This window comes from Pseudomonas rhodesiae (assembly GCF_013285305.1).
Taxonomy (GTDB): domain Bacteria; phylum Pseudomonadota; class Gammaproteobacteria; order Pseudomonadales; family Pseudomonadaceae; genus Aquipseudomonas; species Aquipseudomonas rhodesiae.
The window spans coordinates 3,678,278-3,696,433 of the sequence record NZ_CP054205.1; the positions used below are offsets into that span (position 1 = coordinate 3,678,278).

The 18,156-nt window shown below is 58.6% G+C and carries 15 protein-coding genes; 5 read left to right on the forward strand and 10 right to left on the reverse strand.

The window, feature by feature from the left end; all coding sequences use genetic code 11:
* Nucleotides 1–59: 59 nt before the first annotated feature.
* From cysG to HRH33_RS16625, 6 genes are read right to left on the reverse strand one after another with little or no spacing between them, the layout of a single operon-like run.
* Nucleotides 60–1,454 (reverse strand): siroheme synthase CysG, encoded by a 1,395-nt coding sequence (gene cysG, locus HRH33_RS16600; protein WP_034098656.1) that lies wholly within the window; start codon nt 1,452–1,454, stop codon nt 60–62.
* Nucleotides 1,455–2,735, reverse strand: coding sequence for a serine--tRNA ligase (gene serS / locus HRH33_RS16605; RefSeq protein WP_034098658.1), 1,281 nt, complete (start codon nt 2,733–2,735; stop codon nt 1,455–1,457).
* Between the two features lie 16 nt (nt 2,736–2,751).
* Nucleotides 2,752–3,126, reverse strand: coding sequence for a fluoride efflux transporter CrcB (gene crcB, locus HRH33_RS16610; RefSeq protein ID WP_034138572.1), 375 nt, complete (start codon nt 3,124–3,126; stop codon nt 2,752–2,754).
* Nucleotides 3,126–4,448, reverse strand: a complete 1,323-nt coding sequence (locus HRH33_RS16615) for a replication-associated recombination protein A (RefSeq protein WP_167417863.1) — start codon at nt 4,446–4,448, stop codon at nt 3,126–3,128. Before HRH33_RS16615 ends, crcB begins: the two co-directional genes overlap by 1 nt.
* A gap of 27 nt (nt 4,449–4,475) precedes the next feature.
* Entirely contained in the window at nt 4,476–5,099 is a 624-nt protein-coding gene (gene lolA / locus HRH33_RS16620; protein ID WP_034098665.1) for an outer membrane lipoprotein periplasmic chaperone LolA, read from the reverse strand.
* A gap of 54 nt (nt 5,100–5,153) precedes the next feature.
* On the reverse strand, nt 5,154–7,559 hold the full coding sequence (locus HRH33_RS16625) for a DNA translocase FtsK (protein ID WP_167417864.1): 2,406 nt from the start codon (nt 7,557–7,559) through the stop codon (nt 5,154–5,156).
* A gap of 498 nt (nt 7,560–8,057) precedes the next feature.
* On the opposite strand from HRH33_RS16625, the gene aat reads away from it, so the two are divergent.
* From aat to infA, 3 genes are all read left to right on the forward strand, one after another.
* The gene (aat, locus tag HRH33_RS16630; protein ID WP_034138574.1) at nt 8,058–8,738 is read left to right on the forward strand and encodes a leucyl/phenylalanyl-tRNA--protein transferase; all 681 of its coding nucleotides are present in this window, start codon (nt 8,058–8,060) and stop codon (nt 8,736–8,738) included.
* A 55-nt stretch (nt 8,739–8,793) separates the two neighbouring features.
* Nucleotides 8,794–9,501: an arginyltransferase gene (locus HRH33_RS16635; RefSeq protein WP_034098670.1), complete on the forward strand. Its 708-nt coding sequence runs from the start codon at nt 8,794–8,796 to the stop codon at nt 9,499–9,501.
* Nucleotides 9,502–9,601: 100 nt separating this feature from the next.
* Nucleotides 9,602–9,820 (forward strand): translation initiation factor IF-1, encoded by a 219-nt coding sequence (infA, locus tag HRH33_RS16640; RefSeq protein ID WP_002553999.1) that lies wholly within the window; start codon nt 9,602–9,604, stop codon nt 9,818–9,820.
* A 153-nt stretch (nt 9,821–9,973) separates the two neighbouring features.
* On the opposite strand, the gene clpA is transcribed toward infA, so the two are convergent.
* Together clpA and clpS are read right to left on the reverse strand one after the other, a co-directional pair.
* Nucleotides 9,974–12,244, reverse strand: a complete 2,271-nt coding sequence (clpA, locus tag HRH33_RS16645) for an ATP-dependent Clp protease ATP-binding subunit ClpA (RefSeq protein WP_167417865.1) — start codon at nt 12,242–12,244, stop codon at nt 9,974–9,976.
* Nucleotides 12,245–12,273: 29 nt separating this feature from the next.
* Nucleotides 12,274–12,642, reverse strand: coding sequence for an ATP-dependent Clp protease adapter ClpS (gene clpS / locus HRH33_RS16650; protein ID WP_010567912.1), 369 nt, complete (start codon nt 12,640–12,642; stop codon nt 12,274–12,276).
* Nucleotides 12,643–12,866: 224 nt separating this feature from the next.
* On the opposite strand from clpS, the gene cspD reads away from it, so the two are divergent.
* Nucleotides 12,867–13,172, forward strand: coding sequence for a cold shock domain-containing protein CspD (gene cspD, locus HRH33_RS16655; protein WP_034138575.1), 306 nt, complete (start codon nt 12,867–12,869; stop codon nt 13,170–13,172).
* Between the two features lie 72 nt (nt 13,173–13,244).
* On the opposite strand, the gene icd is transcribed toward cspD, so the two are convergent.
* Nucleotides 13,245–14,501: an NADP-dependent isocitrate dehydrogenase gene (gene icd / locus HRH33_RS16660; RefSeq protein WP_034098676.1), complete on the reverse strand. Its 1,257-nt coding sequence runs from the start codon at nt 14,499–14,501 to the stop codon at nt 13,245–13,247.
* 493 nt (nt 14,502–14,994) lie between these two features.
* Here icd and HRH33_RS16665 point away from each other — a divergent pair, with 493 nt between their 5' ends.
* A complete protein-coding gene (locus HRH33_RS16665; protein ID WP_094065843.1) occupies nt 14,995–17,220 on the forward strand; it encodes an NADP-dependent isocitrate dehydrogenase in 2,226 nt (741 codons plus the stop codon).
* A 56-nt stretch (nt 17,221–17,276) separates the two neighbouring features.
* On the opposite strand, the gene HRH33_RS16670 is transcribed toward HRH33_RS16665, so the two are convergent.
* Nucleotides 17,277–18,155, reverse strand: a complete 879-nt coding sequence (locus HRH33_RS16670) for a LysR family transcriptional regulator (RefSeq protein ID WP_047881871.1) — start codon at nt 18,153–18,155, stop codon at nt 17,277–17,279.
* Nucleotide 18,156: the final 1 nt, after the last annotated feature.

Consider the following 18,156-nt stretch of genomic DNA (forward strand, 5'->3'; position numbering starts at 1 on the left):
CTGACTGCCAGGCCGCATCGGGGGCAAGCCCCCTTCCAAAGGGTGGTGGCGCTTTAGTTTCAGACTTGAGACTGGGCGCCTTCGAACCACTTCAATTTCTCCCGCAATAACACCACTTCACCGACAATCACCAGGGTTGGGGCATGCACTTCATGCTCGGCCACCATGCGCGGCAAATCCGCCAGGGTGCCGGTGAACACGCGCTGGTTGGACGTGGTGCCCTGCTGGATCAGCGCGGCCGGGGTATCCGGGGCGCGACCATGCTGAATCAGCTGTTCGCAGATGATCGGCAAGCCAATCAAGCCCATATAGAACACCAGGGTCTGCGAAGGCCCGACCAGGTCTTGCCAGGGCAGGTCGGAGGTGCCGTCTTTCAAATGCCCTGTGATAAAACGCACGGACTGCGCATAGTCACGATGGGTCAACGGGATACCGGCATACGCCGCACACCCGCTGGCTGCGGTAATACCCGGCACGACCTGGAACGGAATGCCATGGGCGGCCAGTTCCTCGATTTCTTCGCCCCCACGACCAAAGATGAACGGATCGCCACCTTTAAGGCGCAGCACGCGCTTACCCTGCTTGGCCAGGTTCACCAGTTGCTGGTTGATCTGGTCCTGGGGCACCGCATGTTCAGCGCGACGCTTGCCGACATACACACGCTCCGCATCGCGGCGGCATAACTCCAGGATCGCCGGAGCGACCAGACGGTCATACAGCACCACGTCGGCCTGCTGCATCAGGCGCAGCGCGCGGAATGTGAGCAAATCGGGGTCACCCGGACCGGCACCCACCAGGTAAACCTCACCCGGCGCATGAGGCGGCGCTCCGTTGACCTTCGCCACCAACAGGCGCTCGGCCTCATCGCCTTGCCCGGCCAGTTGACGGTCAGCAATCGGGCCTTGAAATACCTCTTCCCAGAATGCGCGACGTTGCTGCACATCCGGATACAGACTTTTGACCTGGGCCCTGAACCGCGCGGCCAACCCGGCCAACTGGCCATAGGTAGACGGAATCCAGGTTTCCAGCTTGGCCCGGATCAAGCGCGCCAGCACCGGCGCGTCGCCGCCGCTGGACACCGCGATCACCAGCGGCGAACGATCGACGATGGCAGGGAAAATCACGCTGCATAAGGCCGGCGCATCCACCACGTTGACCGGCACGCACCGACGCTTGGCATCGCTGGACACCTGCGCATTCAGCGGCTCATCGTCCGTCGCGGCGATGATCAGGGTGCAGCCGTCCAGGTCCGCCTCCTGATAACCGCGCAAAATCAGCTCCCCGCCGCTGCCCCGTACCAACTCACGCAACTGGTCTTCGATCTGAGGCGCAACCACTCGCAGCACGGCACCGGCGTCCGCCAGCAACCGGGATTTGCGCAAGGCAATCTCCCCGCCCCCGACCACCAGCACGCGGCTGCCGCGCAGGTTATGAAACAGCGGCAGAAATTCCATTTAGCGGATGACCTCAACGCCCGCCATGTATGGCTTGAGCACCTCTGGTACACGGATCGAACCGTCGGCTTGCTGGTAGTTTTCTAGTACCGCCACCAGCGTACGGCCTACGGCCAGGCCCGAACCGTTGAGGGTGTGCACCAGTTCCGGCTTGCCGGTCTCCGGGTTACGGAAACGCGCCTGCATGCGACGGGCCTGGAAATCACCGCAGTTGGAGCACGAGGAAATCTCGCGGTACTTGTCCTGGCTGGGCACCCACACTTCGAGGTCGTAGGTTTTTACCGCGCTGAAGCCCATGTCGCCAGTGCAGAGCGCCAATACGCGATACGGCAGCTCCAGCAGTTGCAGGACGCGCTCGGCGTTGGCGGTCAGGCCTTCCAGGGCTTCCATCGACGTGGACGGCTCGACAACCTGCACCATCTCGACTTTGTCGAACTGGTGCTGGCGGATCATGCCGCGGGTGTCGCGCCCCGATGCGCCGGCTTCGCTACGGAAGCACGGCGTGTGGGCGACGAACTTGATCGGCAGTTGCTTGGCGTCGAGAATCTCGCCGGCGACGATATTGGTCAGCGACACTTCAGCGGTCGGAATCAGATAGAAATCGGCCTCGCCGTCGCGGCTGATCTTGAACAGCTCTTCCTCGAACTTCGGCAGCTGGCCGGTGCCCTGCAGCGCTGGCGCCTGAACCAGGTAAGGCGTGTAGGCTTCTTCGTAGCCGTGCTCACCGGTGTGCAGGTTGATCATGAACTGCGCCAGGGCGCGATGCAGGCGCGCGATCGGCCCGCGCAGCAAGGCAAAGCGTGCGCCGGACAGCTTGGCGGCGGTCTCGAAATCCAGGCCACCGCTCAATTCGCCCAGGGCGACGTGGTCTTTGATCGGGAAATCAAAGGCTTTCGGCGTGCCCCAGCGGCGCACTTCGACGTTGCCGTCTTCGTCTTCGCCGACCGGTACGGAGGCGTCCGGCAGGTTGGGGATGCCCAGCAGGATCTGATCCAGCTCGGACTGGATCTTGTCCAGCTCGGCCTTGCCGTCGGACAGCTCGGTGCCCATGCGCTCGACGTCCGCCATCAGCGGCGCGATGTCTTCACCGCGCTGCTTGGCCTGACCGATGGATTTGGAACGCGCATTCCGCTCAGCCTGCAGTGCTTCGGTGCGGGTCTGGACGGTCTTGCGCTGTTCTTCCAGCGCTTCGATGCGCGCGACATCCAGGGCAAAGCCACGGGAAGCCAGGCGGTCCGCTACGTCCTGAAGGTTGCTACGTAACAGTTTGGAATCGAGCATGTCGGTCTCTCGTTTATCAAAGTTTGGTCAGGGACAGGCCAGCCCAGGTGGCGAGCAGCCCGCCGAACACGCTGATACCCAGGTACCCGAAGGCGACAAGGGCCTGCCCGCTTTCCAGCAAGCGCAGCGTATCCAGTGAAAAGGATGAAAAGGTCGTCAGACCGCCTACAAAGCCGACAATCAAGCCAGCACGAATCTCAATCGGCACTTCCGGGCGCAACAGGAACCAGCCGTACAACAGCCCGATAATCAAACAGCCCACCAGGTTGACCGCCAAGGTCGCCGCATAAAAATGCTTCGGCCAGTTGGCGCTGACCCAGGTGCCGGTGGCGAAACGCAATAATGTACCAGCGATGCCGGCCATGGACACGGCAAGAATTGTCTTGAGCACTACTTTCTCCGCTGTTTGGGGCTGAGGCGATCGAGTTGCGCGAGGTGGTTGAGCTTTTCGCCGATCTTCAGCTCCAGGCCGCGCGGCACTGGCTGGTAGAACGGCTGAGGCTCCAGGGCGTCGGGAAAGTAGTCTTCGCCGGCAGCGTAGGCGTCCGGCTCATCGTGGGCATAACGGTATTCGTCACCGTAGCCCAGTTGTTTCATCAGCTTGCTCGGCGCATTGCGCAGGTGCAGCGGCACTTCCAGCGAGCCGTACTCGGCGGCCGCGCGCAGGGCGGACTTGAAGCCCATATACACCGCATTGCTTTTTGGCGCGCAGGCCAGGTAGGTGATGGCCTGGGCCACCGCCAACTCGCCTTCCGGGCTGCCGAGGCGCTCCTGCACATCCCAGGCCGCCAGGCACAGGCTCAAAGCCCGCGGGTCGGCGTTGCCGATGTCTTCGCTGGCCATGCGTACCACGCGGCGGGCCAGGTACAGGGGGTCGCAGCCACCGTCGATCATGCGCGCGAACCAATACAACGCACCGTCCGGGTTGGAGCCGCGCACGGATTTGTGCAACGCCGAAATCTGGTCGTAAAACGCTTCGCCGCCCTTGTCGAAACGCCGGCGTGTGTCACCGAGCAGGCTTTGCAACAAGTCGACACCGATTTCGCTGCCGTCTTCGGCCAGGTCCGAGGCGTTTTCCAGCAGATTGAGAAAGCGGCGGCCGTCGCCGTCTGCGGCCGTGAGCAAAATCTTGAAGGCTTCGTCGCCAACGCTCAGCCGACGCTTGCCCAGCCCCTTGTCCTCGCTCAAGGCGCGATGCAGTAGCTTTTGCATCGCTGCTTCATCGAGGCTTTTGAGCACGTAGACTCGCGCCCGCGACAGCAACGCGTTGTTAAGCTCAAATGAGGGGTTTTCGGTGGTGGCACCGATAAAAATCAGCGTGCCGTCTTCGACATACGGCAAAAACGCATCTTGCTGCGACTTGTTGAAGCGGTGCACTTCATCGACGAACAAAATGGTGCGTTTGCCATACTGACCGGCCTGCTGCTTGGCCACTTCAACGGCCTGGCGGATCTCCTTGACCCCAGCGAGCACCGCCGAGACCGTTTCGAAATGCGCATCCGAGACCTTCGCCAACAGGCGAGCCAGGGTGGTCTTGCCCACGCCTGGCGGCCCCCAGAAGATCATCGAGTGCAGCGCCCCCTGCTCCAGGGCTTCGCGCAGGGGCTTGCCGCGAGCGAGCAGGTGTTCTTGACCGACGTACTCATCCAGGTTGGTCGAACGCAAGCGCGCGGCCAGGGGCTGGGCAATCGGGTCACTTCGAAACAAATCCATGGGCAGCGTTTGAAACCTCGGGGCAGATTATTCCTGAATCACGTCGGCACCCTTGGGGATGTCGAACTTGAACTTGGACGCCGGCACCGGCTCGTTGGCCTTGACCCCGGAGAACAGGATATCGGTGCGCTGGCCGACGCTGTCGATCAGGCGCATGTTATTGATCACGCCATTGCCGAACGACAAGGACAGTGTGTCAAACAGCGTGTCCTTGGACTTAGGCTTGAGGGTGAACTCGATCACGTTGCTGGTTTGCTTGGAGGTGATGTCGAAGCTGTCGCTGATTTTCGACACATCGCCCGACAACAGCAGTGCTGGAGTCTGGTTCAGGCGCGGGTCGAGCTTCTTGATGGTCGCTTGCTCCAAGTCCGGGTCCCACAACGTGACTTTCTGGCCATCGGACACGATGGTCTGCTCGGCCTTGCCCTCGGTGTGCCAGTAGAACAGCCCTGGGCGCTGCACTGCCATTTCCCCTGCGGTTTCCTGCAGATGAGTGCCGCCGGCATCCAGGGTCAGCTGCGAAAAGCGCGCGGTCAGGGTCTTGGATTTGTCCAGCAGGTTGGTCAGGCTTTTGACGGAGGCCGGGTCGGCGTGGGCCGAAACAGCGGTCAGGGCCAGGGCCGGCAACAACAGCATGCGGATAAGACGCATGGAAATCCTCATTGAGTAAGCAGGGCACGCCGCATGCTGCCATGCGGCGCGAGGTCAGTCGCGCATTTGCCCGGGGGCAATGACTTCGCGCGAGCCGTTGGTGTTCATTGCGGTCACCACGCCGGCCATTTCCATGGCTTCGATCATGCGGGCGGCACGGTTGTAGCCGATCTTCAGCTTACGCTGCACCGCGGAGATCGAGGCACGACGGCTCTCCAGCACAAAGGCCACGGCTTCGTCGTACAGCGCATCGGTTTCGGCATCGTCGTCACCACCCCCGCCGCCGTTCTCGAAGCCGCTGCCGGCCTCTTCCACGCCGTTGAGGATGTCGTCGTTGTACTCGGGGGCGCCACGCAGCTTCCAGGCTTCCACCACGCGGTGAACTTCATCATCGGAAACGAACGCACCGTGAACACGGATCGGCAGGCTGGTGCCCGGCGGCATGTAGAGCATGTCACCGTGGCCCAGCAGCTGTTCGGCGCCACCCTGGTCGATGATGGTCCGCGAGTCGATCTTGCTCGACACCTGGAACGCCATGCGGGTCGGGATGTTGGCCTTGATCAGACCGGTGATCACGTCCACCGACGGACGCTGGGTCGCGAGGATCAGGTGAATACCGGCCGCACGAGCTTTCTGGGCGATACGCGCGATCAGTTCTTCGACCTTCTTGCCGACGATCATCATCATGTCGGCGAATTCGTCCACCACTACGACAATGGTCGGCAGCTTGGTCAGTATCGGCGCTTCGTCGTGGATGTTCTCGCGTTTGTACAGCGGGTCCGGAATGGTCTCGCCGCGCTCCTGGGCCTCCTTGATCTTGGCATTGAAGCCCGAAAGATTGCGCACGCCCATCTTCGCCATCAATTTGTAGCGGCGCTCCATCTCGGCCACGCTCCAGCGCAGGGCGTTGGCGGCGTCCTTCATGTCGGTGACCACAGGACACAACAGGTGCGGAATGCCTTCGTAGATCGACAGTTCGAGCATCTTCGGGTCGATCATGATCAGCTTGGCGTCTTCCGGGCCGGACTTGAACAGAATCGATAGGATCATGGCGTTCACGCCCACCGACTTACCGGAACCGGTGGTACCGGCCACCAGCAAGTGGGGCATCTTCGCCAGGTCGGTAATCACCGGCTTGCCGCCGATGTCATGGCCAAGAGCCAGGGTGACCGGCGATTTGAAGTTGTCGTACTCGGGAGTCGACAGCACTTCGGAGAAGCGCACGATCTGGCGGTCTTCATTGGGAATCTCGATACCCACGGTGGTTTTACCGGGGATCACTTCCACCACACGCACGCTGGTTACAGCCAGCGAACGCGCCAAGTCCTTGGCCAGGTTGGCGATGCGACTGACCTTGACGCCGGCGGCGGGCTGGATTTCGTAGCGGGTGATCACCGGGCCGGGGTGAATGGAGTCCACCGACACTTCTACGCCGAATTCCTTCAGTTTGATTTCCAGCAGATGGCCAACGGCCGCCAGGGACTCTGGGGAATAGTTGAGTTGTTTCTTTTCGGCGGGGTCGAGGATCGAGATAGGTGGCAAGGTGCCTTCGACCGCGCTGTCGATAAACAACGGGGCCTGTTTCTCTTTCTGTACGCGATGGCTCGGCTCGGGAGCCTTGGGCGGTGCCGGGGCGATCACCGGTGGCACCTGCTTCTCGCGATCCGACATGTGCTTGCTCAGGGCCTGCTCGCGCTCGATCAGGCGCTCCTTGACCTTGGCCTGCTCACGCCGATCCGGCGTGCTCGGGGCGACCACCTCGTTGACACGGGTATCCACCTCGCGCAGTTGGGCCACCATGCGCTTGCGCTCCACACGGGCGGCCCACCAGCGGTTGGCGGCGCCCTGGAACAGCTCAAGCAGATCGAGGGTGATCTTGCCGGTCACGTCCATCACCCTGAACCATGACAGGTCGGTGAACACTGTAAGGCCGAACAGGAACAGCGCGATAAACATCAAGGTGCTGCCCTGGATATTCAGGGTCTTGCGCGCCAGGTCGCCGAGGCTTTCGCCCAGCGCACCGCCCGCACCTGCTGGTAGGCCAGTAGGCGCATGGAAGTGGATATGGGCCAGAGCCGCGCCGGACAACACCAGAAACACCAGGCCGATCAAACGCCACGAGAACAGCCAGCCGCTCCACTGCCAAGGCTCATGGCGCTGGCGGAAGATCTGCCAGGTCTTGATCGCCAGCAGCAGGGGGAAGATATAGGCGAAGTAACCCAGCACCATGAACAGAATATCGGCGCTGTAGGAGCCCACGGGGCCGCCGAAGTTCTGCACGTCATCGATCTTGCTATTGTGGCTCCAGCCCGGATCGTCCTTGCCATAGGTGAGCAAGGCCATCATCAGGAACAGGCACAAAGCGCCGATCGCGATAAGCGCACCTTCCTTGAGACGATAATGCAGGTGCTGACGCCAGGCCGGCACGACTGTTTTAGGTGTCGCGGTGGATTTCTTCAAAACGGGTCTTTTCCTGCGCCTTTTAGCGCGTCCATCTGTTGAATGACTGCAAAATACTGCCGGATCCGGGCAGCTGAAAAATGAACGAACGGGTAGAAACTACTTTTAACACTGCCGATTGCCAGGCGAAACGGCGATACCGCCACAATGGCCGCATTGTACGGATTTGTGCCCGCGATGCCACGCCATTGCCGCCTACCCGACAGCCCGCCCAATTAATGTATGACAGCATGTTCAATTTGAGCATGCATTGTCTTTGCTGACAAAGGCTTATGCGCGGTTTTTACCAATCCAAGCAAGCTTGGCAAATGGCCTGCATGCGCCTGACCCGATTACGACCACACCCATGACACAGAGTTGCAGAGGCACCTGCGACGGCTGTTCCACCCTGACAACCGATTCGGGCTGGCCCCACAGCGTTGGGTCGACAATAATCAGCCTGTGCGAGACAGGCGCCAAGCCCGTCACTCCCCTCCCCTTCCGCAAACCTGGATGCCCATGCTGACCTGGCTACAACGCGACTCACTGACCTTCCCGCCGCTGGCCAAAGCCATGCGCGAACCCAATGGCCTGCTCGCCGCCGGTGGCGACCTATCGGCCGAGCGCTTGGTTGAAGCCTATCGTCATGGCTGTTTCCCATGGTTCTCGCAGGGCCAGCCCATTTTGTGGTGGTCACCGGACCCGCGCACCGTGATATTCCCCGATGAGCTGCACGTATCCCGCAGCCTGGCCAAACTGTTGCGCCAGCAGCGCTATACCGTGACCTTTGACCAGGACTTCGCCGCCGTTATCCAAGCGTGCGCCGCACCGCGAGCTTACGCCGACAGCACGTGGATCACCGAAGGCATCCAGAGTGCCTATGTGGAACTGCACAAACGTGGCTATGCCCACTCGGTGGAGGTGTGGGACGGCGAAACGCTGGTCGGCGGCCTATACGGGCTAGCGATGGGCCAGCTGTTTTTTGGCGAATCCATGTTCAGCCGCGCCGATAACGCCTCGAAATTCGGTTTTGCCACCCTCACCCGCCAGTTGCAGGCGTGGGGTTACGTGCTGATCGACTGCCAGATGCCCAACGACCATTTGCACAGCTTGGGCGCCCGCGCCATCCCGCGCCATGAGTTCGCGGGCTTTCTGCGTGAGCACTTGGACCGACCCAACACCGGACCCTGGGTTTATTAAGCGACTTGCGCTGACCTGGCTTACACTTATTCAAAGCTTATTTCGAGGGTTGATCATGACCGAGCTGGCACGCTTGAAGTTTTATGCCACTCAAGCTCACTCTTGCAGCTATCTGCCCGACGAGCAGGCGACTACGCTGTTCCTCGACCCCAGCCAGCCCATGGACGTGCATGTGTACGCCGACTTGTCGGAAATGGGCTTTCGACGCAGCGGCGACCATCTGTACCGGCCTCACTGCCAGAACTGCAATGCCTGCGTCCCGGCCCGCATCCCGGTTGCGCAATTCACGCCGGACCGCAATCAAAAGCGCATCCTCAAGCGCAACGCCGATCTGACGGTAACCTCATCCAAGCCACGCTTCACCGAAGAGTATTTCGATCTTTACCAGCGCTACATCGAACAGCGCCACGCCGACGGCGATATGTTCCCGCCCAGTCGCGACCAGTTTTCGACCTTTCTGGTGCGCGATCTGCCGTTCTCGCGATTCTATGAGTTTCGTGCACACGGGCAACTGATGGCAGTGGCGGTGACCGATCTGCTGCCTAATGGCCTGTCGGCGGTGTACACCTTCTATGAGCCGGGCGAGGAACGGCGCAGCCTGGGACGGTTTGCGATCCTCTGGCAGATTGGCGAAGCACTGCGCTTGGAACTGGAGGCGGTGTACCTCGGCTACTGGATCAAAAACTGCAAAAAGATGAACTACAAGACCCAATATCGGCCCATTGAGCTGCTGATTAATCAAAGATGGGTCACGCTTAACTAGAACCCCTTGGCTTAAACACCCTTTTTCGGGCACAATGCACGCCGCTTTTGCCTGGCGCAGTTGCACCGGGCCATTCACTGGATACCGAGGGCTTTACTGCATGTCGAAAGAAGACAGCTTCGAAATGGAAGGCACTGTCGTCGACACCCTGCCCAACACCATGTTTCGTGTGGAGTTGGAAAATGGGCACGTCGTAACCGCGCATATCTCCGGCAAGATGCGCAAGAACTACATTCGTATTCTTACCGGTGACAAAGTGCGCGTCGAGCTGACGCCCTATGACTTGAGCAAAGGGCGCATCACTTACCGCGCTCGCTAAGCAAGTCAATACAAAACGCCCGGTTATGCCGGGCGTTTTTGTGTGCCCGGGATTTTGCTGACACCTCCCACACTGGAATTAATTGCTCTTGCAATTACTTTTCCAGACAGCAAAAAGGCGCCTTTCGGCGCCTTCTGCATGGGTACGGAACGATCAGGCCATTTCCGCCGTGGTTTCGAAGTCGAAGGTCAACTCGCCGTCCTTCAGATCGATATGCACCACGCCGCCATGGTCCGCCAACTCGCCAAACAGGATCTCTTCGGCCAGCGGCCGCTTGATCTTGTCCTGGATCAGACGCGCCATCGGACGCGCGCCCATTGCCGCGTCGTAACCACCCTCTGCCAGCCAGCTGCGTGCGGCGTCCGTCACCTCCAACTGCACGCGCTTGTCTTCCAGCTGCGCCTGAAGCTCGGTAAGGAACTTGTCCACCACGCTCTTGATAACCTCATGGCTGAGGCGACCAAACTGGATAATGGTGTCCAAACGGTTGCGGAACTCTGGCGTAAAGCTCTTCTTGATCACTTCCATCGCATCGGAAGAGTGATCCTGATGGCTGAAGCCAATCGAGGCCCGCGCAGCCGTTTCGGCACCGGCGTTAGTGGTCATGATCACGATCACATTGCGGAAATCCGCCTTGCGCCCGTTGTTGTCGGTGAGGGTCCCGTGGTCCATAACCTGTAGCAGCAGGTTGAAGACTTCCGGGTGAGCCTTCTCGATTTCATCGAGCAACAATACGCAGTGAGGCTGCTTGGTGATAGCCTCGGTCAGCAGACCGCCCTGATCGAAGCCAACATAGCCTGGAGGCGCACCGATCAGACGCGACACGGTATGCCGCTCCATGTACTCGGACATGTCGAAGCGCACCAGTTCGATACCCATGGCCTTGGCCAATTGCCGCGCCGCCTCGGTCTTGCCGACGCCGGTAGGACCAGCAAACAGGAACGAACCGACGGGCTTGTCCGGCGACTTGAGGCCCGCGCGCGACAACTTGATCGCGGTGGACAACGAGTCGATGGCCGCATCCTGGCCGAACACGGTCAGCTTGAGGTCGCGCTCCAGGTTACGCAGCAGCTCTTTGTCGGAGCTGGTGACGTGCTTTGGCGGAATCCGCGCAATCTTGGCCACAATGTCTTCAACCTGTGGCACGTCGATACGCTTGACACGCTTCTCAACCGGCTGGAGACGCTGGTAAGCGCCCGCCTCATCAATCACATCGATCGCCTTATCCGGCATGTGTCGATCATTGATGTAGCGCGATGCCAGCTCTGCAGCCGAACGCAGCGCCTCGTCGGTGTACTCGATGCCATGGTGCGTTTCGAAACGCCCTTTCAGCCCGCGCAGGATGCCGATGGTGTCTTCCACCGAAGGCTCGGACACATCGACCTTCTGGAAGCGACGCGCCAAGGCGCGGTCTTTCTCGAAGATCCCGCGAAATTCCTGGAACGTGGTCGAACCGATGCAGCGGATATCACCCGACGACAGCAACGGCTTGAGTAAATTGGAGGCATCCATGACCCCGCCGGAAGCCGCACCGGCTCCGATGATGGTGTGGATTTCGTCAATAAACAGAATCGCCTGGGGACGTTTTTTCAGCTCGCCCAGCAACGCCTTGAAGCGCTTCTCAAAGTCGCCGCGGTATTTGGTACCGGCGAGCAACGCGCCCAAGTCGAGTGAGTAAACAACGCTATTGGCGAGCAGATCCGGCACCTGGTTGTCGACAATACGCTTGGCCAGGCCTTCGGCGATTGCAGTCTTGCCTACACCTGCCTCGCCGACCAGCAAGGGGTTGTTCTTGCGACGGCGCGCGAGGATCTGCGCTACTCGCTCGACCTCAAGCTCACGCCCCACCAGCGGATCGATCCGCCCTTGGCGCGCCAGTTCGTTGAGGTTGCTGGCATAGGCATCCAGTGGATTGCCCGAAGAAGAAGACTCACCGCCCTCGTCGTCCTGCATATCCTGCTCACCCTCGGAATGATCGCCGTGCCCTGGCACTTTGGAAATACCGTGGGCGATGTAGTTGACGACATCAATACGGGCAACGCTCTGCTGCTTGAGCAGAAACACAGCCTGGCTTTCCTGTTCGCTGAAGATCGCCACGAGCACATTAGCGCCCGTGACTTCGCGCTTACCGGAGCTCTGTACGTGGAACACAGCACGCTGCAATACCCGCTGAAAGCCCAGAGTAGGCTGGGTTTCACGGTCCTCGTCATGCACGGGGATCAGTGGCGTGGTGGAGTCGATAAACTCCTGCAGATCATGCTTGAGTTTGTCGAGATTGGCGCCGCACGCACGCAAAACGGTGGCGGCAGCTTCGTTATCCAAAAGTGCCAGCAGCAGGTGCTCGACGGTCATGAATTCATGACGCTTCGAGCGGGCCTCCTTGAAGGCAAGATTGAGGGTGACTTCGAGCTCGCGGTTTAACATAGCTTCACCTCATACCCAAGTGGTCGGCGTTAACCGTCCTTCTCGATTTCACAGAGTAGCGGATGCTGGCTTTCCCTGGCGTACTGGTTGACCTGCATGGCCTTTGTCTCGGCGATGTCGCGGGTAAACACTCCACATACTGCCCGTCCTTCTGTATGAACGGCCAGCATTACCTTGGTCGCCAACTCGCGGTTCAGGTTAAAAAACACCTCGAGCACTTCGACGACGAAATCCATCGGTGTGTAGTCATCGTTGAACAAAACCACCTTGTACATCGGCGGCGCCTGTAAGGCAGGCTTGGCCTCCTGAACAGCAATGCCTGCAGAACCGTCGTCATCGTGTTCGTGATCCGGTCGATCCTGATTGAATGTTAGTCGAATCTGGCTGATTGCATGCATGGAAAGAAAGGTTCGTCAGTTGTTCAATACAGTGGTGGGGGCAACCTGTCAGAATTTCAACTCTGACCTATTGGTCGCCTTGACTATCGGCAAATCGGTGTTACAACCAATAGAACCCACAGTGGGTAAAAAAGGTCCGCGCAGTCAACCTTATTTATTCGGGTTAGGACGGATAAACTGGATGATACTCCAGTGATGGAGTCTGGTGCAGAAGGAAATGGGTTATGTCTGGCGTCAAGATCAAAGGCAAGGTCAAGTGGTTCAATAATGCCAAGGGATATGGCTTTATTAATGAAGAAGGTAAAAGCGAGGACCTTTTTGCGCACTATTCAGCGATCACCATGGACGGCTACAAGACGCTGAAAGCAGGCCAAAGTGTGGAGTTCGAAATCATTCAGGGGCCAAAGGGACTGCATGCCGTCGCAATTTGTGCGGCCTGCGCGGCGGCTCCCGGGACGGCACACGACGTTACGCACGAAACAAAGCCCAAAAAAGACCAGCCCTCTAAAGAAAACAAGCAACTGGCCTGATCGCATTTGGGTAAATAGCCTGCAAAAAAACGGCCATTCTGGCTCACCAGAATGGCCGTTTTTTAGCCTGCCTTACATATGCGAAATCAACGCATCACCAAAGCCTGACGACGACACCAGCTTCGCGCCCTCCATCAAGCGCTCGAAATCATAAGTAACGGTCTTGGCCGAAATCGCCCCGTTGGTGCCCTTGATGATCAAGTCCGCAGCTTCGGTCCAGCCCATATGGCGCAACATCATTTCCGCCGATAGAATCAGCGAACCTGGGTTGACCTGGTCTTTGCCCGCATATTTGGGCGCTGTGCCGTGGGTGGCTTCGAACATCGCCACGGTGTCGGACAGGTTGGCGCCTGGCGCGATACCAATCCCGCCCACTTCCGCCGCGAGGGCATCGGACAGGTAGTCACCGTTGAGGTTAAGGGTCGCGATCACGTCATATTCGGCCGGACGCAGAAGTATCTGCTGGAGCATGGCGTCAGCAATCGCATCTTTGACCACCACGTTCTTACCGGTTTTCGGGTTCTTGAACTGCATCCAAGGACCGCCATCCAACAGAGTCGCGCCAAACTCCTGCGCAGCCACTTCGTAGGCCCATTCTTTGAAGGCACCTTCGGTGAACTTCATGATGTTGCCTTTGTGCACGATGGTCAGCGAGTCACGGTCGTTATCCACGACATATTGCAGGGCTTTACGCGCCAGACGCTGAGTACCTTCCTTGGACACCGGCTTGACGCCAATCCCGCAGTCCTGGTCGAAGCGAATCTTAGTGACGCCCATTTCCTCCTTGAGGAACTTGATCACTTTGATCGCTTCCGGCGAACCGGCCTTCCATTCGATACCGGCGTAAATATCTTCGGAGTTCTCACGGAAGATGGTCATGTCCACATCGCCGGGCTTTTTCACCGGGCTGGGCACGCCTTCGAACCAGCGCACAGGGCGCAGGCACACATACAGATCGAGTTGCTGGCGCAGGGCAACGTTCAACGAACGGATACCGCCACCCACCGGGGTAGTCAACGGGCCCTTGATCGACACCACGTAGTCCTTAACTGCATCCAGGGTTTCCTGAGGCAGCCAGGTATCTTGGTCGTAAACCTGTGTCGCTTTCTCGCCGGCATAGACCTCCATCCAGGAAATCTTGCGCTTGCCGCCGTAAGCCTTGGCAACCGCTGCGTCGACTACCTTGATCATCACCGGGCTGATGTCGACGCCAATGCCGTCACCCTCGATGAACGGGATGATCGGGTGGTCAGGAACATTGAGAGAATGGTCTGCGTTGACGGTGATTTTGTCGCCGACTGCCGGAACCTGAATCTTCTTGTATCCCATGCTGAACTCCATCGTTGGATTGAACATCTGGCTGCGTTCGAGCCTACTCCAGATAAATGGCGACTGAAACCTTGCGCCATGCTCATTTGCATCGAAAACAGCATAAATTGTCGCCTACAAGCCTGAAAGCAAAGGGAAAAACGCCAATCTTGAGCACATCGTGCGACTTTAGGCGTAAACCGGTACCTGCGACCTTTAGACCAATGGACGACCCACCTTTTGTATGAAGGCTCAGCGTAAGCATAGCGACCTATGTATAATGCCGCCGCTGACCCAAGAGTCACGCCGGCAGACCGCTCTAGAACCGGGCCCTCCGCCAGAAAGCAGGACTATTACAATAGTCCACCCGCTTGACGCTCGACTGATGCAACCCAACATCACCGCGAAGAAACCTCGATATTTCGCTCATGGATGACTTTGAACGAACGCGCTCCACCCGGCGCATCTCGAGTTTCTGCGCACGCTTTCAGCAAAGAAGAGAGTTAATCCGAATATGCCCACCCGCTCGAAGATCATCTACACCTTCACCGACGAAGCTCCAGCCCTCGCCACCTATTCACTGCTGCCTATCGTAGAGGCCTTCACCGCTTCCGCTGATATTGCCGTGGAAACCCGCGACATTTCCCTCGCCGGGCGCATCCTCGCAAGCTTCCCCGAGCAACTGGGTAACAAGGCCGTACCGGACCACCTCGCCGAACTGGGCGACCTGGCCGTAACCCCTGAAGCCAACATCATCAAACTGCCTAACATCAGCGCCTCGACCCCTCAATTGCAGGCGGCGATCAAAGAATTGCAGGCCCAGGGCTACGCCCTCCCGGACTATCCGGAAACCGTAACCACCGACGCGGAAAAAGAAACCCGTGCCCGTTACGACAAGGTCAAAGGCAGCGCCGTAAACCCGGTACTGCGCGAAGGCAACTCCGACCGCCGCGCTCCGCTGTCGGTCAAGAACTACGCACGCAAGCACCCGCACAAAATGGGCGCCTGGGCGGCGGACTCCAAGTCCCACGTCGCTCACATGAGCAACGGCGACTTCTACGGCAGCGAAAAAGCCGTACAAATCGAAGCCGCTGACGCCGTGAAGATCGAGCTGATTGCCAAAGACGGCACCGCCACCGTGCTGAAGGAAAAGACTTCCGTTCAGGCTGGCGAAATCCTCGACAGCGCCGTGCTGAGCAAGAACGCCCTGCGTTCGTTCATCGCCGCCGAGATCGAAGACGCCAAGCAAAAAGGCGTATTGCTGTCGGTCCACCTCAAAGCCACCATGATGAAGGTCTCCGACCCGATCATGTTCGGCCAGATCGTTGCCGAGTTCTATAAAGACGCCCTGACCAAGCACGCCGCCGTGCTGGAACAGATCGGCTTCAACCTGAACAACGGCATCGGCGACCTTTACGCTCGCATCAAGACCCTGCCGGCCGACCAACAAGCGCAGATCGAAGCCGACATCCAGGCCGTCTACGCCGCTCGCCCTTCCCTGGCGATGGTCAACTCGGACAAGGGCATCACCAACCTGCACGTGCCGAGCGACGTGATCGTCGACGCTTCGATGCCGGCCATGATCCGTGACTCCGGCAAAATGTGGGGCACCGACGGCCAGCTGCACGACACCAAGGCTGTGATCCCGGATCGTTGCTACGCCACCATCTACCAAGCCGTCATCGAAGACTGCAAGGCCCATGGCGCGTTCGACCCAACCACCATGGGTAGCGTGCCGAACGTTGGCCTGATGGCCAAGAAAGCCGAAGAGTACGGTTCCCACGACAAGACGTTCCAGATCAAGGCTGACGGCGTGGTCCGCGTCACCGACAGCAAGGGCAACCTGCTGATGGAACAGAGCGTCGAAGCTGGCGACATCTTCCGCATGTGCCAGACCAAAGACGCGCCGATCCAGGACTGGGTCAAACTCGCCGTAAACCGTGCCCGCGCCAGCAACACCCCGGCCATTTTCTGGCTGGACCCTAAGCGCGCCCACGACGGCGTGGTGGTCGAGAAAGTTCAGGCCTACCTGAAAGACCACAACACCGAAGGTTTGGACATCCGAATCATGTCGCCGGTCGACGCGATGAAGTTCACCCTGGAACGCACCCGCAAGGGCCTGGACACCATCTCGGTGACCGGCAACGTCCTGCGTGACTACCTGACCGACCTGTTCCCAATCATGGAACTGGGCACCAGCGCCAAAATGCTGTCCATCGTGCCGCTGATGAACGGCGGCGGCCTGTTCGAAACCGGCGCTGGCGGCTCTGCACCGAAGCACGTACAGCAACTGCTGGAAGAAAACTTCCTGCGCTGGGACTCCCTGGGCGAATTCCTGGCCCTGGCCGCGTCCCTCGAACACCTGGGCGTCACCTACAACAACCCGAAGGCCCTGGTACTGTCCAAGACCCTGGACCAGGCCACCGGTCAGTTCCTGGACAACAACAAGTCGCCATCGCGCAAAGTCGGCAACATCGACAACCGCGGCAGCCACTTCTACCTGGCGCTGTACTGGGCCCAGGCCCTGGCCGCTCAGACCGAAGACACGGCATTGCAAGCACAGTTCGGCGAACTGGCCAAAACCCTGGCTGCGAACGAAGCGACCATCGTCGCTGAGCTCAATGCCGTACAGGGCAAGCCAGTGGACATCGGTGGCTACTACGCACCAAACCCTGAGCTGACCAGCAAGGCCATGCGCCCGAGCAACACGTTTAACGCGGCGATTGCCAAGTTGAAGTAAGGTTGTAAAGCAGCATCACAAACCCCGGCCAAGTGTCGGGGTTTGTGTTTTCTAAGTCATTGCTTAATATTGGCATACTCTGAAATCCATACTGAGCGAATCAACTCAAGCACCTCGCGCCTATACACAGGATTCCAACCCGCTCGCTCTTTAGGTATCACTCCAAATTGAGGTAACTTCGGCAAACTTGAGAAATTTTCTAGACTTTTTAAACCCGATACATGCGCAATAAAAGGTAGCAATGTAATACCAATTCCCGCCTGAACTGCAGACCTCAGCGACATCAAATCCTCCGACTCATAAACACAATGCCATTTGATAGCGCAGCCCTCTAGACTCCGAATCGCCAGACTACGAAACCCGCAGGGCGGCTTGAACAAAGCGAGAGGAACGTTATGCACGTTATCGATCAAGTCAGCGCTTTCACCAGCAAACCACCTTACCGATAACGTATGCCAAGGATGCTCATGTGTTTCTTTTAATTCATCTATCACGAGGCATAGGTCGATCTTGCCCTCATTTACCGCCTCTCTTAGCAAACCAGACCTAGCGACCTTTACCACCAGCTGTATAGCAGGAAAGTGAGCAGCCATGCTGGAAATAATTTTGGGGAGCACCCCCTCACAAAAATGCTCTGGCATACCCATTACAATTATTTCTCTTTTCTCAACCACTTCAAAAAGCCTACCAATTTTATCGTTACAAACAACGATATCCTTGGCATAACCGAAAAGTTTCTCTCCTTCCACCGTCAAAAACACCTGTCGATTTTCCCTTGCAAATAACTCCACACCTAACAAATCTTCTAATCGCTTGATCTGCTGGCTAATGGCAGGCTGAGTGAGGCTTAAAGCTTCGGCTGCGCGCGTAAAACTTTTGGTTTCGCTTACTTTTATAAAGCTTCGCAAAGACTGAACATCAAGATTGACTCTCATG